At 62.1% G+C, this 22,939-nt stretch carries 23 protein-coding genes and 4 tRNA genes; 8 read left to right on the plus strand and 19 right to left on the minus strand.

Going from position 1 to position 22,939, the window contains the following annotated elements; translation table 11 throughout:
* Positions 1 to 18: 18 nt before the first annotated feature.
* Together J5J10_RS08600 and J5J10_RS08605 are read right to left on the minus strand one after the other, a co-directional pair.
* The gene (locus J5J10_RS08600) at positions 19 to 795 is read right to left on the minus strand and encodes a nuclease (protein WP_211929588.1); all 777 of its coding nucleotides are present in this window, start codon (positions 793 to 795) and stop codon (positions 19 to 21) included.
* A gap of 178 nt (positions 796 to 973) precedes the next feature.
* Positions 974 to 1,282 (minus strand): DUF2934 domain-containing protein, encoded by a 309-nt coding sequence (locus J5J10_RS08605; protein WP_211929589.1) that lies wholly within the window; start codon positions 1,280 to 1,282, stop codon positions 974 to 976.
* A gap of 154 nt (positions 1,283 to 1,436) precedes the next feature.
* Between J5J10_RS08605 and J5J10_RS08610 the strand changes: the two genes are divergently transcribed.
* Positions 1,437 to 1,649: a hypothetical protein gene (locus J5J10_RS08610; protein ID WP_211929590.1), complete on the plus strand. Its 213-nt coding sequence runs from the start codon at positions 1,437 to 1,439 to the stop codon at positions 1,647 to 1,649.
* A gap of 39 nt (positions 1,650 to 1,688) precedes the next feature.
* Here J5J10_RS08610 and J5J10_RS08615 read toward each other — a convergent pair.
* From J5J10_RS08615 to J5J10_RS08635, 5 genes are all read right to left on the minus strand, one after another.
* Positions 1,689 to 1,765 (minus strand) — tRNA-Arg (locus tag J5J10_RS08615).
* Between the two features lie 39 nt (positions 1,766 to 1,804).
* Entirely contained in the window at positions 1,805 to 2,110 is a 306-nt protein-coding gene (locus J5J10_RS08620) for an ETC complex I subunit (RefSeq protein ID WP_211929591.1), read from the minus strand.
* Between the two features lie 93 nt (positions 2,111 to 2,203).
* Positions 2,204 to 2,280, minus strand: a tRNA-Pro gene (locus J5J10_RS08625).
* 91 nt (positions 2,281 to 2,371) lie between these two features.
* Complete coding sequence (locus J5J10_RS08630; RefSeq protein WP_246745824.1) at positions 2,372 to 2,851, minus strand: DUF192 domain-containing protein; 480 nt, start codon at positions 2,849 to 2,851, stop codon at positions 2,372 to 2,374.
* An 8-nt stretch (positions 2,852 to 2,859) separates the two neighbouring features.
* Positions 2,860 to 3,438: a cold-shock protein gene (locus J5J10_RS08635; protein WP_208549825.1), complete on the minus strand. Its 579-nt coding sequence runs from the start codon at positions 3,436 to 3,438 to the stop codon at positions 2,860 to 2,862.
* Between the two features lie 187 nt (positions 3,439 to 3,625).
* Between J5J10_RS08635 and gloA the strand changes: the two genes are divergently transcribed.
* The 5 genes from gloA to J5J10_RS22695 all read left to right on the plus strand — a co-directional run bounded on the left by gloA (position 3,626) and on the right by J5J10_RS22695 (position 6,918).
* Positions 3,626 to 4,066: a lactoylglutathione lyase gene (gene gloA, locus J5J10_RS08640; protein WP_211929592.1), complete on the plus strand. Its 441-nt coding sequence runs from the start codon at positions 3,626 to 3,628 to the stop codon at positions 4,064 to 4,066.
* Between the two features lie 91 nt (positions 4,067 to 4,157).
* A complete protein-coding gene (locus J5J10_RS08645) occupies positions 4,158 to 4,691 on the plus strand; it encodes a hypothetical protein (RefSeq protein WP_211929593.1) in 534 nt (177 codons plus the stop codon).
* A gap of 172 nt (positions 4,692 to 4,863) precedes the next feature.
* Positions 4,864 to 4,938 (plus strand) — tRNA-Glu (locus tag J5J10_RS08650).
* Positions 4,939 to 5,166: 228 nt separating this feature from the next.
* Positions 5,167 to 5,985: a sugar phosphate isomerase/epimerase family protein gene (locus tag J5J10_RS08655; protein WP_211929594.1), complete on the plus strand. Its 819-nt coding sequence runs from the start codon at positions 5,167 to 5,169 to the stop codon at positions 5,983 to 5,985.
* Between the two features lie 123 nt (positions 5,986 to 6,108).
* Complete coding sequence (locus J5J10_RS22695; RefSeq protein ID WP_349252055.1) at positions 6,109 to 6,918, plus strand: hypothetical protein; 810 nt, start codon at positions 6,109 to 6,111, stop codon at positions 6,916 to 6,918.
* A 90-nt stretch (positions 6,919 to 7,008) separates the two neighbouring features.
* Here J5J10_RS22695 and J5J10_RS08665 read toward each other — a convergent pair whose 3' ends face one another.
* The 4 genes from J5J10_RS08665 to J5J10_RS08680 all read right to left on the minus strand — a co-directional run bounded on the left by J5J10_RS08665 (position 7,009) and on the right by J5J10_RS08680 (position 11,316).
* A complete protein-coding gene (locus J5J10_RS08665) occupies positions 7,009 to 7,929 on the minus strand; it encodes a methylenetetrahydrofolate reductase (RefSeq protein WP_349252056.1) in 921 nt (306 codons plus the stop codon).
* Positions 7,930 to 7,984: 55 nt separating this feature from the next.
* Complete coding sequence (gene purU / locus J5J10_RS08670; protein WP_211929595.1) at positions 7,985 to 8,833, minus strand: formyltetrahydrofolate deformylase; 849 nt, start codon at positions 8,831 to 8,833, stop codon at positions 7,985 to 7,987.
* Positions 8,834 to 9,055: 222 nt separating this feature from the next.
* On the minus strand, positions 9,056 to 10,465 hold the full coding sequence (locus J5J10_RS08675) for an aminomethyltransferase family protein (protein ID WP_211929596.1): 1,410 nt from the start codon (positions 10,463 to 10,465) through the stop codon (positions 9,056 to 9,058).
* A 113-nt stretch (positions 10,466 to 10,578) separates the two neighbouring features.
* Positions 10,579 to 11,316 carry a GntR family transcriptional regulator gene (locus tag J5J10_RS08680; RefSeq protein ID WP_211929597.1) on the minus strand — a complete coding sequence of 246 codons (738 nt, stop codon included), beginning with the start codon at positions 11,314 to 11,316 and terminating at the stop codon, positions 10,579 to 10,581.
* A gap of 291 nt (positions 11,317 to 11,607) precedes the next feature.
* Here J5J10_RS08680 and J5J10_RS08685 point away from each other — a divergent pair.
* Positions 11,608 to 11,682: transfer RNA gene (locus J5J10_RS08685), tRNA-Glu, on the plus strand.
* 36 nt (positions 11,683 to 11,718) lie between these two features.
* On the opposite strand, the gene J5J10_RS08690 is transcribed toward J5J10_RS08685, so the two are convergent.
* The 7 genes from J5J10_RS08690 to J5J10_RS08720 all read right to left on the minus strand — a co-directional run bounded on the left by J5J10_RS08690 (position 11,719) and on the right by J5J10_RS08720 (position 19,912).
* Positions 11,719 to 12,957, minus strand: a complete 1,239-nt coding sequence (locus tag J5J10_RS08690; protein WP_211929598.1) for a glycosyltransferase family 4 protein — start codon at positions 12,955 to 12,957, stop codon at positions 11,719 to 11,721.
* On the minus strand, positions 12,954 to 14,090 hold the full coding sequence (locus J5J10_RS08695) for a glycosyltransferase family 29 protein (protein ID WP_211929599.1): 1,137 nt from the start codon (positions 14,088 to 14,090) through the stop codon (positions 12,954 to 12,956). Before J5J10_RS08695 ends, J5J10_RS08690 begins: the two co-directional genes overlap by 4 nt.
* 284 nt (positions 14,091 to 14,374) lie before the next feature.
* Positions 14,375 to 16,177 carry a single-stranded-DNA-specific exonuclease RecJ gene (recJ, locus tag J5J10_RS08700; protein ID WP_211929600.1) on the minus strand — a complete coding sequence of 601 codons (1,803 nt, stop codon included), beginning with the start codon at positions 16,175 to 16,177 and terminating at the stop codon, positions 14,375 to 14,377.
* A 128-nt stretch (positions 16,178 to 16,305) separates the two neighbouring features.
* Complete coding sequence (locus J5J10_RS08705; protein WP_211929601.1) at positions 16,306 to 16,506, minus strand: hypothetical protein; 201 nt, start codon at positions 16,504 to 16,506, stop codon at positions 16,306 to 16,308.
* 173 nt (positions 16,507 to 16,679) lie between these two features.
* Positions 16,680 to 18,002 carry a homoserine dehydrogenase gene (locus J5J10_RS08710; protein ID WP_211929602.1) on the minus strand — a complete coding sequence of 441 codons (1,323 nt, stop codon included), beginning with the start codon at positions 18,000 to 18,002 and terminating at the stop codon, positions 16,680 to 16,682.
* 66 nt (positions 18,003 to 18,068) lie between these two features.
* Positions 18,069 to 19,286: an LL-diaminopimelate aminotransferase gene (locus tag J5J10_RS08715; RefSeq protein WP_208549805.1), complete on the minus strand. Its 1,218-nt coding sequence runs from the start codon at positions 19,284 to 19,286 to the stop codon at positions 18,069 to 18,071.
* 212 nt (positions 19,287 to 19,498) lie between these two features.
* A complete protein-coding gene (locus J5J10_RS08720; protein WP_211929603.1) occupies positions 19,499 to 19,912 on the minus strand; it encodes an SHOCT domain-containing protein in 414 nt (137 codons plus the stop codon).
* A gap of 203 nt (positions 19,913 to 20,115) precedes the next feature.
* Between J5J10_RS08720 and phaC the strand changes: the two genes are divergently transcribed.
* Entirely contained in the window at positions 20,116 to 21,909 is a 1,794-nt protein-coding gene (gene phaC, locus J5J10_RS08725) for a class I poly(R)-hydroxyalkanoic acid synthase (protein WP_349252088.1), read from the plus strand.
* 84 nt (positions 21,910 to 21,993) lie between these two features.
* On the opposite strand, the gene J5J10_RS08730 is transcribed toward phaC, so the two are convergent.
* The gene (locus J5J10_RS08730; RefSeq protein ID WP_211929605.1) at positions 21,994 to 22,878 is read right to left on the minus strand and encodes a DUF4231 domain-containing protein; all 885 of its coding nucleotides are present in this window, start codon (positions 22,876 to 22,878) and stop codon (positions 21,994 to 21,996) included.
* Between the last annotated feature and the right edge of the window lie 61 nt (positions 22,879 to 22,939).

Consider the following 22,939-nt stretch of genomic DNA (forward strand, 5'->3'; position numbering starts at 1 on the left):
TGGCCCGTGTGAACAGGATCAGGGGCACCACGACCTTGCCGCCGAACCGCGCGGACGTGCCAAGCCCTCCGCGACGAGAACGGCGCCCAACGACCTTCCGTTGCGGCTGACGATCCGATGACTGCCCTCGCCCGCGGCCGCCAGTTCGAAGCTCCCGGCGTTCAGCAGTTCCCTGAGCCGCACCTGCGCGGCGAAACCCAGGTCTCGCTCCTGCTGGCATCTCGCACCTTCCGTCGCCGGCGCGACGATATCGGCCAGCGTGACGCGGCTCTTGTGGTACCAGAAGGTATCTCCCCGCGCGACACAGCTGTCGAGGCCAGAGGTGCCGCAGAAGTAGAAGCGGCCGGAATGGCCTTTGCCGGTCAGGCCAGCCTGCGGCAGCGAGGCCTTCTCAACCGTTGCGCCCGGCTTGCCGACGGGAACAGCCGGAATTGGCGCGCGCGGCGTTACCGCCGCCGTGGTGATGTCGTCAGGACGGGCGAGCGGCTTCGGAATCGGGCGTTCCGACCGCCGCGCGACGTCGGTGGACTTCTGAACGGGTTTCGCAGGTTTCGGCGTCGTCCGCTCCGCCGCCTGCCGCTTCGGCTTCTCGCCGACGCGATCTGTTCGCTCCGGCGCCGGCAGGAGAGAGGCGATTTCGCGCGGCAGCTGGTCGCGCCGCTCGTAGGCGGCGATGCCACCGGCGACGACGCCCAAAATCAGGATCCAGGACCACAGGCCTCCGCCCGAACGGACCGGCGCCGTCTTGCGGCGGCTGCGGGGCTTTGAACGTCTTGACTGCGCGGAGCGGGCCATTGCGGGACTCGTTCGGTGATCAACGGGTCCCTAAGGGTGTGCGGCAGATTGGTTAAGGGAGCGTGAAGGTGAAAAGCCATCGGGCCACCTCGCCTGCTGCGACAAGCGTGATCGCGCATATCGGATGGACAAAACGCTCTCCCGCAGGAAAGCGCTTCGTCGCCTGTTACACCGCCCGCTAGCGGACCACGGGATCACCCGGGATCGCGCCCATGTGTACGCCGTCGGTCGGCACGGCCGGCTTGGATGACTTGGCCTTTGCCTTGCTCTTGGCCGGCGCGGCCACCGGGGCGTTTTCCATGCCGGCCTGGGGCGCTTCCGGAGAAAGACCCGGGGGCGTATCGCCGGAGATCGTGCCTTCGCCGTACTCCCGGTCGATCTCTTGCTCGGCCTGGTGCCAATGGCTTTCGTGCAAGCCTTCAGCCTCGCCCTGCTCCTGCCAGAGGGCATAAGCCCGTTCACGAATCTGCTGTTCTCTGTCGGTCATCAACGCCTCCATGGGGACATGCATCAACAACCATGCTGACACGGCGAAGTTCCAGCGGGAAGCCCCGATTTCTCAACCGTGATCGAACGTGACCGGTTGTCCCCTTGGAACTTTCACAAGGCGCGCGCATTGGCCGTGAAACAGGAGCAAGATCATGTCGCAGGATCCGAAGAACCAGCCGTCCGCCACGCCCGATCCCAATGTCGAAGACCCGCATCCCGGCAGCGTCTCCGACGGCACGCATCCGGAAGCCGACGAGAGCAAGCGCGTCCGTGATGACGGCGCAGGCGTCGAGGATGACGTGAAACGCAAGACGGCGGTTGACCCGGCACTGATGCCGGGCGGCGATCCGGCGGGGGCGGCGTGAGAGCGAACCCGTCGAAGGTCGCATGAGAAATCAGTGAAATGGCGATCCCTGTAGGGCTCGAACCTACGACCTAGTGCTTAGAAGGCACTTGCTCTATCCAGCTGAGCTAAGGGACCGCATTGGCCGCCCGAGCGGACGGCGAAGCCTATCGACGCTCAGTGCGTCCACGGCTGGAGGCGACTGTAGCGGAAATTGTCTGTGTAGGAGACGACCTGGCGGTTGGCTTCCTTCGGCGGGATGACGCGGTAGTCGATGCCGTTGCGCTTGGCGTAGGCTTCTGCCTGTTCCTGCGTCTCGAAGGTCAGCTTGACCTGCTGCAGCGTGTCCGCCGTTGTCGTGTAGCCCATGATCGGGTCGATCTTGCGCGGCACCGACTGGTCGAATTCGAGAACCCAGAGATGGGTCTTGGCCTTGCCGGACTGCATGGCGGTCTTTGCGGGGCGGTAGATCTTGGCGGACATTCGCGTGGGCTCCAAACACACTTCAGGGTCACGGTATCCCATGCCGGACGCCAAGGACATCCCGCCCGACCGCGGCCTCAGCCGCGATGCGAGTGGTCGGAGTGGAGAGATTCGAACTCCCGACCCTCTGGTCCCAAACCAGATGCGCTACCAGACTGCGCTACACTCCGTCTCTCGGGTCCGTGCCGGAATACACGGTTCATGGTGCCGTCGCAACCGCTAAAATCCGGTTGCCGACACGAAAGATGTGGCGAAATTTTTCTATTCGGACGCCGGCCGGATCGCCTCGCCGCTCAGCCTGTCGCCCTTGGCGATTCCGAGCGCCGCGCTGCGGCCGCCATTGATTTCGAGCACGTAACGAACATCGTCGCCGGAATAAATCAGGTCGTCCGACTGGGGCTTGGTGTTCTCCGCGATCTTGAGGATCGTTCCGTCGTCGCCGACGAAGAGCATGTCCAGCGACAGCGGCGTGTCGCGCATCCACATCGTGACTGGCCGCGCTTCGCCGAAGTCGAACAGCATGCCGGAATCGGGATCGAGCTCGGTGCGGTTCATCAGTCCCTGCGCCCTCTCGGACGGCGTAACGGCCAGCTCCACGGAAAAATCATGGCTGGCGCCGGCCGCCGTGCTGATCGTGATCGTGCTCGTGGCGGCCGAGGACGCACCGCTGCCGATGAGGACGGTGAAAACTACCAACGAAAAAAGCGCAACGAGTGCGCTTCCAACGTAAATCCTGCGCATGATCGCCATCAATGCGCCCGTGCTGCCGGGCCGGGATTATCAGGATGGATTTCAGCGGCCATCAGGCCCTTTTCGCCGGGTCCGAAACGCACCAGCACCGTCTGGCCGGGACGCAGTTCGGTCAAGCCGAAGCGGCGCAGCGTTTCCATGTGAACGAAAATGTCCTCGGTGCCCTCGCCGCGTGTCAGGAAGCCGAAGCCCTTGGTGCGATTGAACCACTTGACGATGACGCGTTCCAGCCCGCTGGTCGGCACCACCTGCACGTGGGTGCGCATCGGCGGCATCTGGGATGGATGGATCGCGGTTGACTGGTCCATGGAGAGAATGCGGAAGGCCTGGTAGCCGCGTTCGCGCTTCTGGATCAGGGCGACGATGCGGGTTCCCTCGAGAATGGTCTGGTAACCGTCGCGCCTGAGGCAGGTCACGTGCAGCAGCACATCCTGCATTCCATTGTCCGGAACGATGAAACCGAAGCCCTTGGCGACGTCGAACCACTTGACGACACCGGTGATTTCGATCAGATCGACCGGCTCGCTGGAGAGATCCTCGATATCAGCGAGCCCCTTCTCTGACATCCTGTTCGCCATGTCCTTCAGCCCCTCGGTAACGCGTCACTCAGGCAACAGTTAACTGATTCTTGACAGACAGATTAACATTCCGAGAACGGTCGGGCGCAAGCCCTAGTTTGAAATATACCCAAGTGCTTTTGTGCGCGCCCTGCCTTGCTCCAGGCTGTCGCGTGCTCCATATCGTAACAGCAAACCGGAGGACGACATGCGTTATCTGCACACCATGGTCCGTGTTAAGGACCTCGATGCTTCCCTGCACTTCTACTGCGACCTTTTCGGTCTTCAGGAGGTCAGACGTTTCGAAAACGAGAAGGGCCGTTTCACCCTCGTCTTTCTCGCTGCCGAAGACGACATGGATGCTGTCAGGACCGGCCTCGCCCCGTGCCTGGAACTCACCTACAACTGGGACACGGAAGACTATACCGGCGGGCGCAATTTCGGCCATCTCGCCTATCAGGTCGACGATATCTACGCGATCTGCCAGAAGCTGATGGATAATGGCGTAACGATCAACCGCCCGCCGCGCGACGGCCACATGGCCTTCGTGCGTTCGCCGGACGGCATTTCGATCGAAATCCTGCAGAAGGGCGCCGACCTGCCGCCGCAGGAGCCCTGGGCCTCCATGCCGAACACCGGCGCCTGGTAAGCCTACCCCGCCTCGCGCAAGCTTCGCGCCCGACAATGGGCGAAATGCATCCGGATCGTCGATACCCTCGGGCGACCGTCCGGATGCCTGCTTGAACGGGGTTCTCAACATGCGGATCATCTCTACCGGAACGAGGCTCGCCGCCACGCTCGCTCTTGGCCTCATCACCTGCGGCTGCACGACGACGGCCAAGGACCTGCTCGGTCTTGAGCAGGGCGGCGACATCGCGGCGAACGAGACCTCCACCGACGCCGCCAAGGATACGAAACCCGGCAAGAAGGGCTATGTCGATCCGATGGTGGTGAATGCGTCCGGCGAGGCAGAGCCGATCGACGAGACCACCGACGCCGCCGCCATGACCCAGCCCGTTCCTGGCGATCCGTCGCAGGTCGGCGAGGTGGTCATGCAGCCGACACAGGTCGCGGCCGGCCAGTCCAGCATCTTCTCCGCCCAAGGCGCCGCCGTTGCAGAGGCTGCGCCGCGCGCACCGGAAACGCCTGCCAGCCTTGTTCCGACCGGCGTGCCGCAACACGGCTACAACGCCGCCGTGGCAAGCCTGTTCAGTGCGCCGGCACCCGCCCAGCCGCCGATTTACCCGGAGACCGCGACGGTGGTGGAAGAATAGCGAAAGCTGCGGCGACCTGCCGCCCAACAGAACAGCTAGCCGTTTGTTATTGTTAGACAATACTGAGAGCGCCAGACGTCCTCACGCCTGTCATATTTTTTGCAAGAAAGCGCAATTTTGCGCTTGCGGGAACGTCAAGCCCTGACTATAAGGGCGCCACCACGAAGCGCACGCGCCCTTCGTCTATCGGTTAGGACACCAGATTTTCATTCTGGGAAGAGGGGTTCGACTCCCCTAGGGCGTGCCACTTCTTCTTCCGTACATTCTCCACGTATCGACTACCGGCGGCACACGGCGCTGGCGGGACAATTTGTTTTCACACCGGTTTCACGGTGGCGAAATCCTGATGTCATACAGGTAATGTAATCCGTCCGGCAGCGTGCGCGCGCCGGTCTCCCTCTTGTTCCACCGGTCCGCATGTATCCTCTTCGCCGGCGCCTTCGCGACGGCCATCCAGATACGATCGGAGCCCAGCATGACCACCCTGCCCGTCGTCGGCGCCGCCATGACGCTGAAAAGCCTCGAGCTTCACCGCGACTGGCTGATCGCACATCAGCGCGATCTGGAACTGCAGGACTTCGTTATGGCCGATGTGCTGAACGGCGACTGGATGCCGCGGGTCGAGCAGGCGAAAAGGCTGCTCGACGGACATACCGGCAGGGTCGGCATCCACGGCCCGTTCTGGGGCTTCACAATCGATTCGGAGGACCCGGACGTCCGGGCCGTCGCCAGCCGGCGGATCGACCAGGGGCTTGCCGTCTGCGAGGCGCTCGGTGCCACGCACATGGTGATCCACAGCCCGTTCACGACGTGGTCCTACAACCACATCATGAACGAGAAAAAAGAGTTCTACGCCATCATCGAACGGTGCCACCAGACCATCGGCGCGGCGGTGAAGCGGGCCGAGGACATCGGCTGCGAACTCGTGATCGAGAACATCGAGGACAAGGACCCGGCTCAGCGCATCGCGCTCGCCGACAGCTTCAACTCTCCCGCCGTCTCCGTCTCGGTCGACACGGGTCATGCGCATTACGCCCACGGCTCCACCGGCGCACCGCCCGTCGACCACTACATCCGCATCGCCGGGGCGCGGCTGAAGCACGTGCATCTGCAAGATGCGGATGGTTATGGCGACCGGCACTGGAGCCTGGGGGAAGGCAGCATTCTCTGGCACAGCGTGTTTACGGCGCTTACCGAGACCGACAGTTGCCCGCGCCTGATCATCGAGCTGCGCGACCACAGCAAGATCCCCGCCTCCGCCGCCTATCTCGCCGGGCTGGGACTGGCGATCTGAGCGCCCACCGGTATCCCCAACAATGGGCCAGCGGGTGGCGTTTGCCCCTCTAATCTCCGGTTGAAAAAGCGCTTGTTGCGCTATAGCGATGGCGCGTTTCTATACGCATTCAGGGAGGCACCCGTGGCCAAGATAACCGTCAGTTCCCGCTTTGGTCTCGATATCAGGGACATCAATTTCAGCTATCTCTACGACGCGAATTCGTTCACCTCGACCAGCACTCTTTTCCGCGCCAATTACGGTGGCGGTGCCGCGGACGAGTTCCGGGGCACCGGTTTCCGCTACAATTCGCAGGGCGAGCCGATCGCCGGAACGATCACCAGCTATGCCGGCCTCAGCGGCAGCACCAAGGTGTTCGCGCTGGAAAGCTTTTCCCTCGCCGCCACGAAGATCGTCGCCGCCGCACGCACCACATCGACCGCAGACGACGTGAAGCTGATGGCGAGCGTGCTGAGCGGCAACGATACCTTCAAGGGCGGCAACGCGACTGACTTCATACGCATGTACGCCGGCAACGACACCATTCTCGGGAATGGCGGCAATGACAGCCTCTATGGCGGCAGCGGTAACGACAAGATCACCGGCGGGGCCGGCCGCGACAAGCTCTACGGCGAAAGCGGCAGCGACACGTTCATCTTCAAGTCGCGTGCCGACAGCACTGTTTCCTCTTCGGGACGCGACACGATCTACGATTTCACCAGCGCAGACACCATCGACCTGGCCGGGATCGACGCGAACACCAACATTTCCGGCAACCAGGGCTTCAGCTTCATCGGCACCAAGGCCTTCACCGGCAGGTCCGGCGACCTTCGCTACGAGAAGAAGGCGTCCGACACCTATATCTATGGCGACGTCAACGGCGACAAGGTCGCCGACTTCGCCATTCATCTCGATGACGCCGTGACGCTCTATAAGAGCGATTTCATCCTCTGATCTTTCGGGATCGGACCGGAGATTTGACAAACGAAAAGGCGGCAGGTTCATCACCCGCCGCCTTCTTGTGTTTTTCAGCCTGGTCCGACGTTATTCGGCCGGCTTCCCGTCCACCTGCGCATTGGCCCAGTCGGTCGAAGCGGAAATGCCGCCCAGCGGGAAGAAATGCAGCTGTTCGATCAGGCTGTCCTTCTCTGTCGCGAGATAGGCAGACATGTCGGTCAACACCTCGGTCGGCTCATAGGGCAGCATCAGCTTGGTGAGATCCATCGCGCGCTTCTGCAACACCTTCAAGGAAGGACCGACGCCGCAGGCGACGGCGAATTTCAGCATGGTCTGAAGCTTGGCCGGACCAGCGATGCCGAGATGGATCGGCAGTGTGATGCCAGCGGCCCTCAGGCGACGGTCCCAGGCGATGATCGGTTCGGCATCGAAGGCGAACTGGGTGACGATCGCCATCTCGGCGTCGGTGCGCTCGGAATATTTCTGCTTCCACTGCAAGGCTTCGTCGACCACCTTCGACGATCCGTCCTTGTCGATGTCCTTGTTGCCTTCCGGGTGACCGGCGACATGCATACGCTTGAAGCCATAGCGGTCGAACAGGCCGGTTTCCAGCATCTGCATGGAATTGTCGAAGCTGCCGGCCGGAACCGACACACCGCCGCCGAGCAGCAGCGCCTGGTCGACACCCGCCTCGCCCTGGTATCGCTTGATCCAGTCCTCAAGAACAGCAGCGCTGTCGATGATGCGGGCCGGGAAATGCGGCATGACCGGGTAGCCTTCACCGGAGATGCGCTTTGCGGTCGCGACCATGTCCTCGATCGGCGTGCCCTCGATGTGGGCGATGTAGACGCGCGTGCCCTTCGGCAGCAGCGCCCGGAAATCCTCGACCTTCGCCGCCGTTCTCGGCATCACCTCGATGGAATAGCCTGACACGATGTCGCCGAGCGACGGCTGTTCCGGCGCCGCGGCCTTGCTGCCCTCGGTAAAACGTTTCAACAAGCTGCGCACGTCCGGCCTCCTCGTTCAAAATGTGCCGATGTCTGCATGGGGTAGACCTCCCGTCTCACCGTCCGAAAACCACCGTTTTACGACCGTTCAACAACACACGATCTTCCAGATGATAGGAAACAGCGCGTGCCAGAACGCGGCGTTCGATGTCGCGGCCTTTACGGACAAGGTCATCCGGCGTGTCCTGATGCGTCACGGTCTCCACGTCCTGGGCGATAATCGGCCCTTCATCGAGATCGCCGGTGACATAATGCGCCGTCGCGCCGATCATCTTCACGCCCCGCTCGTGCGCCTGGTGATAGGGCTTGGCGCCCTTGAAGCCTGGCAGGAAGCTGTGATGGATGTTGATGCAGCGACCGGCAAGATAAGCCGACATCTCGTCGGAGAGGATCTGCATGTAGCGGGCGAGCACGACGAGTTCGGCGCCGCTCTCTTCTATCACCGTCCTGATCTGCGCCTCCTGCTCGGTCTTGGTCGCCGGCGTGATCGGCAGATAATGATAGGGCAGACCATTGTGCAGCGTCAGGTTCAGCGCCGAACTCGGATGGTTGGACACGATCCCGACGCACTCCATGTTCAGTTCGCCGATGCGCATGCGGTAGAGCAGATCGCCCATGCAGTGATCGAATTTGGAGACTAGGATTAAAACCTTCCGCTTCTCGTCGGCGGCGCGCAGCGTCCAGGTCAGGTTGAAGCGCCACAACTCGCCGTCGAGCGCCTGGCGCAACGGCTCCACCGTCCCGCCGAGCGAAAATGCGACACGCATGAAAAAGCGGCCGGTCTCCTGGTCGTCGAACTGCTGCGCCTCGTGAATGTCGCCGCCGGCGTTGAAGAGGCTGGTGGTCACGGCCGAAACGATCCCCGGCCGGTTGACGCAATGCAGGGTCAGCACATGCTTGCTCATCATGTCCTCGAAAATTGTCGCGCAGGCAAAGAGCTCCAGACCCCGCCGAACAAGCGCGGCCGGTCGCACATCCGCTGCCGCGGTCCGTCCCGTCTCATCTCAACTGTCGGCGCGACCGCTCAGTTCGGGCGGACACCATCGCCGCCCGGCGCCGCGCGGGAGGGCTGGTCCGGGCCGCATCGGGCGGCCCGGATCGATCACATCAATGCAAGATCGTCAGGATCAGGCGTTCTTCTTCGTGCGCCAGCTTTCGGCGTAGCTCTCGCGGGCCTGGCGCGCATAGGGCGTGGGAGAGACGCGAACGCGGATTTCCGTCTGCCGGTGCTTCTCCGTAGACGTCTTGCCTGTCGTTTCCGGCTCGCCCCACAGCATGGTGAGAACGTCGCCTTCCTGCACCGACTGATCGACCACGCCGAGCGACAGCACGCAGCGCTCGTTGTAGGAATAGCCGTTGAACATCGACATGCCGACCATCTTGCCGTCGCGCATGACCATGTCGGCGCTGGTGGAGGCATAGTTCGGCTGCGGGAAGTCGATCCACTTGTAGGGAATGCCGTCCTCGAAGCCGGAGGCGATGACCTTCAGCACGTCTTCGCGGTTCCACTCGAAGGTGACCTTCTTGCGGTTGTTTGCACCCTTCATCTTCTCGAGCGCTGCCTTGCCGATGAAGTCGGACTTCTTCCAGCCGATGTAGAAGTCGTAGCCGAGTTCGAACGGGTTGACGTAGTAGTCCTCGATATTGTCGGAGACATACGAGCCGCCAATGGAGCCAGCCGCCTCGTAGGAGTCGGCACCGAGCCACTGGCGGTATTCGGCCAGCATGCCGTCACCGGTATAGATGCCCGGCAGCGGCGACGGAATCCAGCCGGATTCCAGCGTGTTGGTTGAATAGGCGCGGCTGCCGCAGCGAACGAGATCGACGCCCGCGTCCCTGGCTGCCTGCAGGATGCAGGAGAGGATGTAGTTCTTGTCCTCATACGGACCCCAGATTTCGAGGCCCGGAGCACCCGACATGCCATGGCGCAGCGCCTGCACCTTCTTCGAGCCGATGTTGATCCAGTCGACATGGAAGAACTTGATGTCGGGGATCGGTCCGCCATTCATCTTCTCGAAGATCTTCGGGGCTTCCGGACCCTGGATCTGGTAGCGGTAGTGGGTGCGCAGGACGCGTTCGCCTTCGGGGCGCGACGGCGAACGCGGGTCATGCTTGATGCGGACGTTCCACTTGCCATAGGCGGCGCAGAACAGAAGCCAGTTGGAGGTCGGCGCGCGTCCGACGAGGATGAACTTGTCCTGGCGCTCGCGGAAGATGATGTGGTCGCCGATCACATGGCCGGCCGGGGTCACCGGAACGAAGTGCTTGGCCCGGTTGAGATCGAAGTTGGCAAACGAGTTGATGCCGTGGTGGCTGAGGAATTCCTCGGCCTGCGGACCTTCGACGATCAGTTCGTCCATGTGGTGCGACTGGTCGAACAGCACGGCGCCGTCGCGCCATGCCTGCTGCTCCACGCGCCAGTTGGAAAATTCCGGCGCCACCACCGGGTATACATACATGCCGATTCTTGAATTACGCAGCATGCGTACCGCATTGCCGAAATCCTTAATTACCGCTTCCAGACTGGACGTTGCCATGGTTTCTCCTCCCAAAGGCCTTCGTTGAATGTATACATTACTGCATCAAGACGCGACCATGCGCAAGAGGGTTTTCACCTCACCTTGAGTCAAGCCGCAAGGTCAAGGCGCCCTCAGTTGACCACGAGCGCAAGGCTCGGCACGCGGTAGAAGAGGCTCGCATCGCCGCCGAGCGCATGCTCGAGGTTCTGTCGTGTGGCGCGAGCGTGTTCGCGGGCGATTGCTTCGGCTCGCGATCCTTCCCGCGCTGCGATGGCCGCGACAATCGCACGGTGCTCGGACTGGCCCACATGCAGCGACCGGCTGAAGGCAGCATTGTCGGCCCGGTCGGGCACGAAGGCGGACGGCGAGGCAAACGGCAGCCGCGACGCGCGCTCGATTTCACGCGCCAGCACGTCGCTGCCGGGCAGTTCGGCCAGGGCCTTGTGAAACTTGGCGTTCAGGGCAGCATAGCCTTCGAAATCGACCTCATTCGGCCATTGGCCGACGCAGGCGTCGAGCTTGTTGACGATGTCCTGCAGGCTCGCCAGCGCGGTGGCGCGCACGCCACGCTCGGCGGCAAGGCGCGCGGCCGTGCCTTCCAGCACACCCCTGAGCTCGATCGCGTCGACCACGTCCGCGATCGTGAAGCGGCGGACAACGAAACCGCCGCTGCGGCCGCGCTCCAGCAACCCCTCCTCCGCCAGCCGCGACATGGCATCCCTGAGCGGTGTGCGCGAGATTTCCAGTTCCTCGGCCAGCGGCACCTCCAGAAGCCGCGTGCCGCCCGGCAGTTCGCCGGACAGGATCTTCTTGCGCAACTCGATCACCGTGCGCGTCGCGTGCGTATTGCCGCCCTCTTCCTTCGCCATTCCGACCCTCCCACCGGTCCGTCGCCGACTGTTTACGCGGCCGCGCCGACAGTCGTCTCTGTATACATAGCCAATTCGAAGAATTTGTCCACGCGCCGCCCTACCCACCAGGTCAAGCCTCCAGGATACAGGATGTATACAGAGACTGCTCCTGTCGATAGCCGATGACCCAGGCCTCTCGGCCGCTCCGGCAAGGCCTATGAAGAAGATGCCAAGAAGATGAAAAAACGCGTTTTTTGCGCTTGCGGGAACGTCAAGCCCTGACTATAAGGGCGCCACCACGAAGCGCACGCGCCCTTCGTCTATCGGTTAGGACACCAGATTTTCATTCTGGGAAGAGGGGTTCGACTCCCCTAGGGCGTGCCACTTCTCTTTCTCCACATGAAGCGCAAGACCACAGCATCATGCTTGGCTGAGAACGCGTGAGAGCGTGTCGCGGTAAGCCTCGAAGCTGTGCCCGGCCTTAAAAACGTCGAAGGCGGCGGCGGACATGCGAGCGCGCAGCGCCTCGTGATCGAGCAAACGGCCAATCTTGTCAGCAAATTCCATAGCGTCATCGGCAACCATGGCGCTGGTTCCGTCGGCAACATCGATCCCCGTGAAAGCAAGCGAGGTGCCGACAATCGCCGCCTTCATGGAAAGCGCCTCCACCACCTTGATCTTCATGCCGGTGCCGAACCGCATCGGTGCGATCCAGATCTTCACCTTGGGATATTCGGCGGCGAGATCGTCGACGAGCCCCTTGAGCTCTATGTTCCCGGTAAACGCGGCTGCCGCGTCAACGACGGCGGGATCGAGGCCGGATTTGCCGATGATCCTGAAACGCAGATCCGGATGGCGCTCCAGAACGACAGGCAAAACTTCGGACATGAACCACAAAAGGCCGTCGACATTCGGCCTACTGCTCGTCCCTACGAAGCCGATGTCGGCGTCCTTGTGCGTATGAATATCCACTCCGGGATCCGGAAACGATGCCGGCGCGCAGACGAGCTCGGGACAGGCCGCTCCGCCAATCGACGCCAGCCGCTCGACGTCCTGCGATGATATGGCGAGGAGCGCATCGAAATTCCTGAGGCACCGTCTCTCGGACCAGCGGTGCACCTGGTATTTCAGCCGGCGCATCAGAGCACTGGGTTCGTCACGTCGCAGATTGTTCCAGATCCTCTCCGACTGGACATCGTGCGTATCGCAGAGTTTTGGCCCGGCGAAGCGCACGCCGTTCAGCGGCGTTACCTTCAGATAGTTGCTGAAATAGGCGGCGTAGCGACCGCTCCGCAGCTCCTTGTCGATGGCCACTCGCAGGGCTCTCGGGCACTCGTGCTCGTTCGTGATCATCCAGGTGCGCAGCGTGAGGCGGTCGAGCGTTTCGAGCAGATACTGGCGAAGACCGGCCCGCCATTTGCCAAGCGCCACCAGATCGCGACCCGATCGTTGCTGGACGAGACGCAGCTTGCACTGCGGGTATTTACGGAGAAACGCTTTTTGCAGCTTATCCTTGGACGCGTTCGGACCGACCAGCATCATGACCTGCACCTTGTATCCAAGCGAGACAAGCGCCTTGATCGACTGATCTGTTCTCTGCTGGTTACCGGCCGTCACCCTGATTGGATTGGTCCGGGTCACGAAGAGAATTCTCTTCATCTGGGCGCCAGAATATGCGTCTTGAAAAACGCAGCCTCGGCCTCCCAATTATGCGCATACGAAGGCTTCTTCAGCGTATTGTGGAAATACTGGTTGTTTCTACTGGGCTCCTGATCGTCGAGGGATATTCCGAAAATCGAGTAATTACCTTCTTCAGGACTGCCCCGAAGCTTGCGTAGCCAGTAACACATTGTCAGACCGGCGCTCGGTCCATATTTCAGCGACTGCGCCAGTTCAGAATAGAGACTTGCAGGGACGTGAGCGGGGCGACCGCCATGCAGATAGCACTCAACAACGTCCGCCGAATTGAATGCATGAAGGCGAATGTCGGAGCCACTGTATAAAACCCATTCGAAGCTGGAATACGGACGGCGCCAGATGTCCGTATTGCCACGTGCTCTCATCCAGATGTTGCATTTCGTCCCATAGTCGACTGCGAAATCCGATGAAACGTCGAAATTGTTGAAACGGATGACCACGTCATGGTCATCGATCTCCTTCCCCCTGCCCCGACCGATCTCACAGGGAGAGCTTCCCACCACGCAGATCCGCTTGGACCGGTCAGAGAGAAGGTTGATGAACTCGCTCTCATCCCGGCCCATTGCATTGACGACGGCGTCCGTGGTTTCGCCCCAGATGCCGGGCACGAGTCCGGCCCGGTAAAGATGCGCGACAAGAACGGCTGGCATTCTTGTCGATGCCGACTCGTCGCGTTTCAAAATCGCTCTCGACGCTTTAACGGCCGCTTCGACGTTCAACGTGTCAATCTCGATGGATGCCTTCAGGACGTGAAGTCGCTCGATCCTGTCGGAACGCATGCCGGCAAACTTGTGCAATGCGTCGCGCGCAACCTCGCGGGTCTGCGCCGCGGGACCGTAGTAATCCCAGACACGCCGCACCAGTTCGTTGGCAGCATTCAAGGAAGGATGCTCTACCTGGAATACCGATTGCCTCCCAAGATCGATCTTCTGCTCAAAGGAAAGCTCGGGCTTGTTTTCCGCCGTCCAGAGCCTGTCACCATCGCCTTTTATCGGCACCGGCTTTACATTAGCCTTCTGCCTCTCAACACGTCTATCGACTGGTGCGACCGGGCTAGTAGTTTTATTTTTCTTCCTGAAAATCCATAATGACATTGCTGCGTCCAGTCGAAGGTGGGGCGAAAATTCGCATGGAGAGACGATAGTTAAGTGAAGAACGCCCCCCGGCGGCGTTGCTCCTTACATCTTTCCAGGCAAACCGCCTACGTCTTTGATCACAGCGCATAACTCTCAAGCTCAAAAAGATAAGTCGCTGACCTTGCGTCGATGCCACTTTGACATTCGGCGTATTTGATCTCTTCGACGATGGAGACGAGCCCGACCGGAGAAGTACGTGTGTCGGCACCCCGGCCCGCAAAGACGACCAAGATCGTCGCACTTCACCCCGCCGGCGCAGCGTCCGTCACGCGCAGTTGCACGCGTCTTGATCCCTGCCAGAGATCGGCGCTTAGCGAGCCCGCGACATGCAGGAGGTTGCCGCGGGAGGCGAGCAGGAGCGTGCCGAGGTCGGTGTCGGCGACGCGGAAGGCGATGCCGTCGAGGCGGGAGCCGTCCTGGCCTTCCAGCGTCACCTTCACATGGGTCGTCCCGACGGGCCTTGCATCGCGGACGCGGTGGGCGGGCAGCGCGAAGACCGGTTGCGGATGGCCCGATCCGTAGGGTCCGGCCGTTTCCAGCGTGTCGACGAGATTGAGCGTCGCGCCGGACGCGCCGAGCGCGCCGTCGATCTTCAGCGTCTGGCCTGCCACGAGCTCGCTCACCTGGCGTTCTGCCTTCTCCTCGAAAAAGGCGCGCAGCGCACCGAGCTTCGACTTTTCCACCGTCAGCCCCGCCGCCATGGCGTGGCCTCCTCCCTTCACCAGCAGCCCCTCGTCGACGGCGGCGCGCACGACGCGGCCAAGGTCGAAACCGCTGATCGAGCGGCCGGAACCTGTGCCCTTGCCATTGGGATCGAAGGCGATGGCGAAGGCCGGCCGTTGAAAGCGTTCCTTCAGCCGCGCGGCGAGCAGTCCGACGATTCCAGGGTGCCAGTTCTCGCGCGCCGTCACGATGATCGCGGCGCCCTCGGCATTGCCGTATTCGGCTAGCGCCTCGGCTTCCGCCTCCTGCAGCATCACCGTTTCCATCGCCTGCCGCTCGCGGTTCAATTCGTCGAGGCGGTTGGCGATCTCCTCGGCCGAAGCGGCATCGTCGACCGTCAGCAGGCGGCTGCCTAGTGCTGCGTCGCCGATGCGGCCGCCGGCATTGATGCGCGGGCCGACAAGGAAGCCGAAATGATAGGGCGTGACCGGGCCGCCGATGCCGGCAACCTTCAGCAGTGCCGCAAGCCCGGCGTTTTGCTGGTGGCGGGCGGCGATCAGGCCCTTCACCACATAGGCGCGGTTCAGCCCCTTCAGCGGCACCACGTCACAGACAGTCGCGAGCGCCACGAGATCGAGCAGCGACAGCAGATCCATGCTCGCCGCCATCTGGTGCGCTTTCTGTCGTAGCCGGCGCAGCGTCGCCACAAGCACCAGATAGACGACACCGGCAGCACAGAGATGGCCCTGGCCCGACAGGTCGTCCTCGCGATTGGGATTGACCAGAGCCAGACAGGGCGGCAGTTCGTGGCCGAGCTGGTGGTGGTCGATGACAAGCACCGGCACGCCCCGTTCGGCGGCAACCGCCAGCGACTCGTGGCTGGTCGAGCCGCAATCGACCGTCACGATCAGCTGCGCGCCGCGGTCGATCAACTGGCCGATCGCGGTCGGGTTCGGTCCGTAGCCTTCGAAGATGCGGTCGGGAATGTAGATCTCGGCGGTCACGCCGAAGTGCCGCAGGAAGCGGAACATCAAGGCGGACGAGGCCGCGCCGTCGACATCGTAGTCGCCGAAGATGGCGATCCTTTCGCCCTTTTCCACCGCCTCGGCCAGCCGTTCGGCCGTCGCCTCGCAATCGGTCAGGCGCGACGGGTCCGGCATCAGCGAGCGGAGCGTGGGATCGAGAAAACCCGGCGCCTCGTCGACGCCGACGCCGCGACCGGCAAGAACGCGCGCGACGAGTTCCGGAATTCCGTGAACCTGGGTCATCGCCAGCGCCCGATTCTGCGCGGCCTGGTCGGCACGCGACATCCACCGGCGCCCGGTGACCGAACGTTCGACACCCAAAAAGGCGCGCGGCACCGGATCGACGGCTTCCGTCATCTTACCTGGTCTCCACAGGACGTGCCGGTCTGGATATCACAAACCGGCGAACGGACGGCAACCCTGCACCGTCTTCATAATCCTGTCATCGCCAAGGCCTAGGTAAAAGTAAAGTCCGGAAACGGTCGTCAGGATACGAACGCCAGACAGCCGGCGAGCGGGGCGAAGAGCATGGCCGCCATCATCACGATGACCGACCAGTTCCGTTTGCCCTCGAAGTCGTCGTCCTCCGAATACTGGTCGCTAAGGGGCTGCGGTATGCGCCTGTCAGCCGTACGGTAGTCGTTGAAATCGACGACGCGCACGTCCTCTTTTCTTTGAGATCTCATCCAGGCTCCTCCCAAACCCCAGAAAATATCTGGAAATCATATCGGGAAAGATGCAGGGACGCGAGGGAACTGTCCCAAATTTGGTCGAATTTTATCAAATTTGGACGTTGCCCTGCCCGATATGATGCAATCGCGCCACAATATCGGCGCGATTGCGGGAGCAACCAGCGGATTTAGACCGTCTTTGGACGCTCGATGCGAATCACCTGCGGTTCGCCGACGAGGTAACCCTCGGTCTTGATCGAGGCCACGGCCTTGCGCACCGAGGCTTCCATCGTCGCGTGGGTGACCAGTATGATGGTCTGCGGCTCGCCTTCCGCATGCTGCTTCTTGGAGCGCTGCATGATCGATTCCAGCGAAATTCCGTTCTCCGCCATCTTCGAAGCGATGCTGGCAAAGACACCCGTGCGGTCCTGCACCGCGAGGCGGATGAAATAGCCTCCCTCGTGGCTCTGCATTTCCGCCTGGCGATAGGTTTCCAGCAGGTGGGCCGGACGTCCGAAAGCCGGAACGCGCTGGGCGCCGGGGCGGCTCTTGGCGATGTCGGTGATGTCGCCAAGCACGGCGGATGCCGTGGCATTGCCACCGGCGCCGGGGCCGACCATCAGCAGTTCGCCGAGAATATCGGATTCGATCGCCACCGCATTGGTGACGCCGTCGACCTGCGCGATCACCGAATCGTAAGGCACCATGGTCGGGTGCACACGCTGCTCGATTCCGGTCTCGGTCTTCTGGGCGACACCCAGGAGCTTGATCCGGTAGCCGAGATCGGCAGCGGCGTGGATGTCGTCGATCGAGATGTTGGAAATGCCTTCCAGATAGATATCGTCGGCGGCTATCTTGTTGCCGAAGGCGAGCGTCGTCAGGATCGCCAGCTTGTGGGCCGTGTCATTGCCCTCGATGTCGAAGGTCGGATCGGCTTCAGCGTAACCCAGTCGCTGGGCCTCCTTCAGGCAGGCCTCGAAGGAGAGGCCCTCCTTCTCCATGCGGGTCAGGATGTAGTTGCAGGTGCCGTTCATGATGCCGTAGACGCGGCTGAAGGTATTGCCGGTCAGGCTCTCGCGCATGGTCTTGATGACCGGAATACCGCCGGCGACCGCGGCCTCGTAGTTCAGGAGCGCGCCCTTTTCTTCCGCCGTCTTCGCCAGTTCCACGCCGTGGCGGGCAAGAAGCGCCTTGTTGGCGGTCACGACATGGACGCCACGGGCAAGCGCCGCCCGCACCGACTTGTCGGCAGCGCCTTCGGCACCGCCCATCAACTCGACGAATACGTCGATGTCGGCACCGGCGGCCATGTCGACGGGATCGTCGAACCAGGTGACGCCGGAGAGATCGACGCCGCGGTCGCGGGTGCGGTCGCGGGCCGAAACCGCCGTGATCGTAATGCCCCGGCCACAGGCCACCGCCAGTTCGTTGCCGCGCTGCTGCAGGATGCGGACGAGCGAGGCGCCGACCGTCCCTAGTCCCGCAATGCCAATTTTAAGGGCATCCGCCATGATCAATCCTGAAATGTCTTCATGCTGCTTGGAAAGGCGGCCCCGGACGGAGCCGCCGGGGAAGGCTCAACGGTGGGCGTTGAGCGAGATGACGTTGTGCATCGTCTCGTCGGCCGTCGACAGGAACTTCTTGATGTTCCTTGCGGCCTGGCGGATGCGGTGCTCGTTCTCGACCAGCGCGATGCGCACGTAGTCGTCACCCATCTCGCCGAAGCCGATGCCCGGCGCTACGGCGACGTCGGCCTTTTCGACGAGCAGCTTCGAGAATTCCAGCGAACCGAGATGGCGGAATTTCTCCGGGATCTTGGCCCAGGCGAACATGGTCGCGGCCGGCGGCGGAACCTCGAATCCGGCCTTGCCGAAGGCGTCGACCAGGACGTCACGGCGACGCTTGTAGGTGGCGCGAACCTCGGCGATGTCGGAACCGTCGCCGTTGAGCGCATGCGTGGCCGCCACCTGGATCGGCGTGAAGGCGCCGTAGTCGAGATAGGATTTCACGCGGGCGAGTGCGGAGATCAGCCGTTCGTTGCCGACGGCAAAGCCCATGCGCCAGCCGGGCATGGAGAAGGTCTTCGACATCGAGGTGAACTCGACGGCGACATCGACGGCACCCGGCACCTCGAGGATCGACGGCGGCGGCGGGCCGTCGAAGTAGATTTCCGAATAGGCGAGATCCGAGAGCACGATGATGTCGTGTTTGCGGGCAAAGGCCACGACTTCCTTGTAGAAATCGAGGCTCGCCACGTGGGCGGTCGGGTTGGACGGATAGTTGACGATCAGCGCCAGCGGCTTCGGGATCGAGTGGCGCACGGCGCGTTCGAGCGGCGGGAAGAAGCTATCGTCGGGCTCGACCGAGATCGAACGGATCACGCCACCGGTCATCAGGAAGCCGAACGCATGGATCGGATAGGTCGGGTTCGGGCAGAGGATGACGTCGCCGGGCGCCGTGATCGCCTGCGCCATGTTGGCGAAACCTTCCTTGGAGCCAAGAGTCGCCACCACCTGCGTATCCGGGTTGAGCTTCACGCCGAATCGGCGGGCATAATAGGCGGCCTGGGCGCGGCGCAGGCCCGGAATGCCCTTGGAGGACGAATAGCGGTGCGTGCGGGGGTCCTGGACCACTTCGCAGAGCTTGTCGACGATCGCCTGTGGCGTCGGCAGGTCGGGGTTGCCCATGCCGAGGTCGACGATGTCGGCGCCACCGGCTCGCGCGCTCGCCTTCAAACGGTTGACCTGTTCGAAAACGTAGGGCGGCAGGCGCCTGACTTTGTGAAACTCTTCCATCTCTTTCCCCGTGGAACGGCGCGGCGACCGGCCGCGTGCGGTGGGTTCGCTCCCGTGTTTTGCGATCGGCCTGCCGCGAACCGCTTGAGCCCGGTCGATCCTCCCATCCGTCGCACCGCAGTGCGGCGCAATTCGGACATGCGGCCGCGAAACATTCAACCTGGCGACAGCAACTCTCGTGCTTTGCGTCCAAACGCCGTGAAACGCAAGCGTTAATTGGCGATCGCCGCCTCGGCGTCGACCCCATGCTGGGCGGCGAGCTTGCGCAAAATCTGCAGCTGCCGCTGGTAATCCGCCTCGGAGACTGTGCCGGCCTTGCGCGCCCGCGACAACGCCGAAAGACGGGCTGAAATCGAGGCCGCGTCCTCGTCGGTGAGCTGCGTGTTGGCGGCGGTCAGAGGCTCGGCAAAGGTCGGATAGCCATCCGGATCAACCGCAGCCTGGCGCGCCGGCTCGTCCTCGTCCCGCACCGTCACCTGGGCGGAGGGCGACATCTGTACCGACGGGTCACGCGCCGGACGGTCGGACGCGCAGCCACCGGCGACCATGGCGAGCGCCAGAACGGCGGCGGTGCCGTAGCCGATCCTGTTTTGGCGGCGGAGAATCGAAAGCGCGCGTATCACCATGTCTGTCCCGTCCAAATCCCCGGAAACAACCGTCCGGCGGGGCCATATCCTCGCCCAAAGACCATGCTTTGGTCATGCTGGAACTTCTAGCTGTTTTGCGCGAGAATGTGCAAATACAAATCACAGAAGAAAAGACTGCCGGGGAGGAGCACGTGAGCGAGCAGAAGGAGACGGGGCAGGCATCCGAAAGCGGTCGGCCGGCGATCGACCCGGCGCTGATCGAGCCCTACATCGTCAAGGATCCGCAGGCGATGGCGATGAATGCCGCGCGGGCGCTTGAAAACCTCGGCAAGGCGGCGTCGGAATGGCTGCGTCCGCGGGAAAGCGGCGAAATCGTCGATCCGGTCGCCGAACCGGCGACCCAGCTGATCAAGACCATGTCGAAGGTCGCCGAATACTGGATGAGCGACCCGAAGCGCACGGTCGAGGCCCAGTCGATGTTGCTCAACGAGCTCTTCGGCATCTGGATGAAAAGCCTGCAACGGCTCTCGGGCGAGGCGCCGGCCGAATCGCCCGCACCGGTCACCGACAAGCGCTTCAGCGACGAGGACTGGCAGAAGAACCCGTTCTTCGACTTTCTCCGGCAGGCCTATCTGGCGATTTCCGCCTGGGCCGACAAGCTCGTGACGGATGCGGAAGGGCTCGACGAACACACCCGCCACAAGGCCGCCTTCTACGTGCGGCAGCTGACGGCGGCGCTGTCGCCGGCCAATTTCGTCACCACCAATCCGCAGCTTTATCGCGAGACTGTCGCCAGCAACGGCGCCAATCTGGTGAAGGGCATGCAGATGCTGGCCGAGGACATCGCAGCAGGGCACGGCGATCTCCGGATCCGCCAGACCGACGCCTCGAAGTTCGAGGTCGGCCGCAACATGGCGGTCACGCCGGGCAAGGTGATCGCCCAGAGCGAGATCTGCGAGGTCATCCAGTACGAGGCCTCGACCGAGACGGTGCTGAAGCGCCCTCTCCTCATCTGCCCGCCGTGGATCAACAAGTTCTACATCCTCGACCTCAACCCCCAGAAAAGCTTCATCAAGTGGTGCGTCGACCAGGGCCACACCGTGTTCGTGATCTCCTGGGTCAATCCGGACGAGCGGCACGCGATGAAGGGCTGGGAGGACTACATCCGCGACGGCGTCGACTTCGCGCTGGACACGATCGAGAAGGTGACCGGCGAGCGTGAGGTGAACGCGATCGGCTACTGCGTCGGCGGCACGCTGCTCTCGGCGGCGCTCGCCCTTCATGCCAAGGAAGGCAACACGCGGATCGCCAGCGCCACCCTCTTCACGACCCAGGTCGATTTCACCCATGCCGGCGACCTCAAGGTGTTCGTCGACGAGGAGCAACTGGACGATCTGGAAGAGCGCATGCGCGCGGCCGGCTATCTCGACGGCTCGAAGATGGCGCAGGCCTTCAACATGCTGCGCGCCTCCGAACTGATCTGGCCATATTTCGTCAACAACTATCTGAAGGGCCAGGACCCCATGCCCTTCGACCTCTTGTACTGGAATTCCGATTCCACCCGCATGGCCGCCGCCAACCACTCCTTCTACCTGCGCAACTGCTACCTCAACAACAATCTGACCAAGGGCAAGATGACGCTTGCCGGCAAAAATATCTCGCTGAAGGACGTCAAAATCCCGATCTACAATCTCGCCACCCGCGAGGACCACATCGCGCCGGCGAAATCGGTCTTCGTCGGCTCCGGCTTCTTCGGCGGCCCGGTCACCTACGTGCTCTCGGGCTCCGGCCATATCGCCGGCGTCGTCAATCCGCCGGACAAGAAGAAATACCAGTACTGGACCGGCGGAGCGCCTGTTGGCGACTACGAGGACTGGCTGGTCAAGGCCAAGGAAACCGCCGGCTCCTGGTGGCCGCACTGGCAGACCTGGATCGAGGCGCTCGACGCCGAACGGGTGCCCGCCCGCAAACCCGGCGGCGGCGCCCTGAACGCCATCGCCGACGCGCCGGGGAGTTATGTGATGGAAAGGGTTTAGGGGAGGATTTTTTTAGTGATATTGCGCTTTCTAATTAGGTGAAGGCGTAAGGACGCATTCGTCACTTCGGCGGCTGATGAGGCTCTAGCCGTCGTAAGGTGACGTCTGTCGCGCGATCCATTGAGTATGCTCGCGAGAAAACGCAACCTCCGCCTCCGCGACGAACGCGTCAAACTCGGCTTCCGTCGTAACGGTTTCAAGGTTGTGCTCGATCTGGGCTATTTCATGCGCAGCAAGTGCGTACGACGCGGCCAGTTCCTCGTAGCGTTTCGCCTGCATCCAGCCGATTATTCCCGCCGCAGTGACGAGCAAAGGCTCGGATACCCATTGAACGACAAGCGTGCCCATGGCGAGTTGGTACAAAGCTACGCCGACGCCAAGCATATAGAGGAGAACGCAAGTCGCGGAGAAGAGGTTGGATCGCCTGCGGTTGAAATGGGATTTTCGTCGATACCAGGATAGCTGGTCCCTGATACGATACTGGAGATAGACATCTTTCCGGTCACTCAGCGTCAAGGCACGCTTCTTTTCCATCTCCGCGGTAATCTGCGGACCGAAAGCTAGGTCTGCCGTCAAGGCCGATCCATCCGAGCGCACCAACTCATCGAGAAACACCTTGAACGCCTGTCGAGGTGGATGTTTGGCACCGTCGTTGGAAAACGGGCCGGAACGCATAATAAAGCGCCAAGTCAACGTCTTGATGGATTCCGCCAAAGCTCGGGTTTCATACCACTCTTTTTGCGGTTTCTTGACGGTCATATAGAGAAGAAGGACAGCGGCAATTAAAACGCAAATAAGATAAATTGCGGTCTGCTCACGCAGATATGGCGAAGAGGGTAATATTGTCAGACATCCCGCGAGCAGGATGAAAAAATACTGGCCCAGCAGCATACGCAAATAGGTCCGCTGCCATTTGATCGAAGCGCGATCCGCATTGACGTAAAGCGCCGGATAATCGTCCGTCAGCATTGGAGTTCCACTTCATGTCCCGCGACGCTCTCGGATTGCTTCAATCATATCCGGTATGCTC

The organism is Ciceribacter sp. L1K23, from assembly GCF_018122705.1.
Classification (GTDB): domain Bacteria; phylum Pseudomonadota; class Alphaproteobacteria; order Rhizobiales; family Rhizobiaceae; genus Allorhizobium.

Bases quoted from the DNA above. Each gene is read 5' to 3' on its own strand.
- J5J10_RS08695 (WP_211929599.1), bottom strand. From the start codon at position 14,090: ATGTCATTATGGATTTTCAGGAAGAAAAATAAAACTACTAGCCCGGTC.
- J5J10_RS08600 (WP_211929588.1), bottom strand. From the start codon at position 795: ATGGCCCGCTCCGCGCAGTCAAGACGTTCAAAGCCCCGCAGCCGCCGC.
- gloA (WP_211929592.1), top strand. From the start codon at position 3,626: ATGCGTTATCTGCACACCATGGTCCGTGTTAAGGACCTCGATGCTTCC.
- J5J10_RS08605 (WP_211929589.1), bottom strand. From the start codon at position 1,282: ATGACCGACAGAGAACAGCAGATTCGTGAACGGGCTTATGCCCTCTGG.
- J5J10_RS08705 (WP_211929601.1), bottom strand. From the start codon at position 16,506: ATGAGATCTCAAAGAAAAGAGGACGTGCGCGTCGTCGATTTCAACGAC.
- J5J10_RS08675 (WP_211929596.1), bottom strand. From the start codon at position 10,465: ATGGCAACGTCCAGTCTGGAAGCGGTAATTAAGGATTTCGGCAATGCG.
- J5J10_RS08610 (WP_211929590.1), top strand. From the start codon at position 1,437: ATGTCGCAGGATCCGAAGAACCAGCCGTCCGCCACGCCCGATCCCAAT.
- J5J10_RS08635 (WP_208549825.1), bottom strand. From the start codon at position 3,438: ATGGCGAACAGGATGTCAGAGAAGGGGCTCGCTGATATCGAGGATCTC.
- J5J10_RS08730 (WP_211929605.1), bottom strand. From the start codon at position 22,878: ATGCTGACGGACGATTATCCGGCGCTTTACGTCAATGCGGATCGCGCT.
- purU (WP_211929595.1), bottom strand. From the start codon at position 8,833: ATGAGCAAGCATGTGCTGACCCTGCATTGCGTCAACCGGCCGGGGATC.
- J5J10_RS08690 (WP_211929598.1), bottom strand. From the start codon at position 12,957: ATGAAGAGAATTCTCTTCGTGACCCGGACCAATCCAATCAGGGTGACG.
- recJ (WP_211929600.1), bottom strand. From the start codon at position 16,177: ATGACGGAAGCCGTCGATCCGGTGCCGCGCGCCTTTTTGGGTGTCGAA.
- J5J10_RS08620 (WP_211929591.1), bottom strand. From the start codon at position 2,110: ATGTCCGCCAAGATCTACCGCCCCGCAAAGACCGCCATGCAGTCCGGC.
- J5J10_RS08680 (WP_211929597.1), bottom strand. From the start codon at position 11,316: ATGGCGAAGGAAGAGGGCGGCAATACGCACGCGACGCGCACGGTGATC.
- J5J10_RS08655 (WP_211929594.1), top strand. From the start codon at position 5,167: ATGACCACCCTGCCCGTCGTCGGCGCCGCCATGACGCTGAAAAGCCTC.
- J5J10_RS08715 (WP_208549805.1), bottom strand. From the start codon at position 19,286: ATGGAAGAGTTTCACAAAGTCAGGCGCCTGCCGCCCTACGTTTTCGAA.
- J5J10_RS08720 (WP_211929603.1), bottom strand. From the start codon at position 19,912: ATGGTGATACGCGCGCTTTCGATTCTCCGCCGCCAAAACAGGATCGGC.
- J5J10_RS08630 (WP_246745824.1), bottom strand. From the start codon at position 2,851: ATGCGCAGGATTTACGTTGGAAGCGCACTCGTTGCGCTTTTTTCGTTG.
- J5J10_RS08710 (WP_211929602.1), bottom strand. From the start codon at position 18,002: ATGGCGGATGCCCTTAAAATTGGCATTGCGGGACTAGGGACGGTCGGC.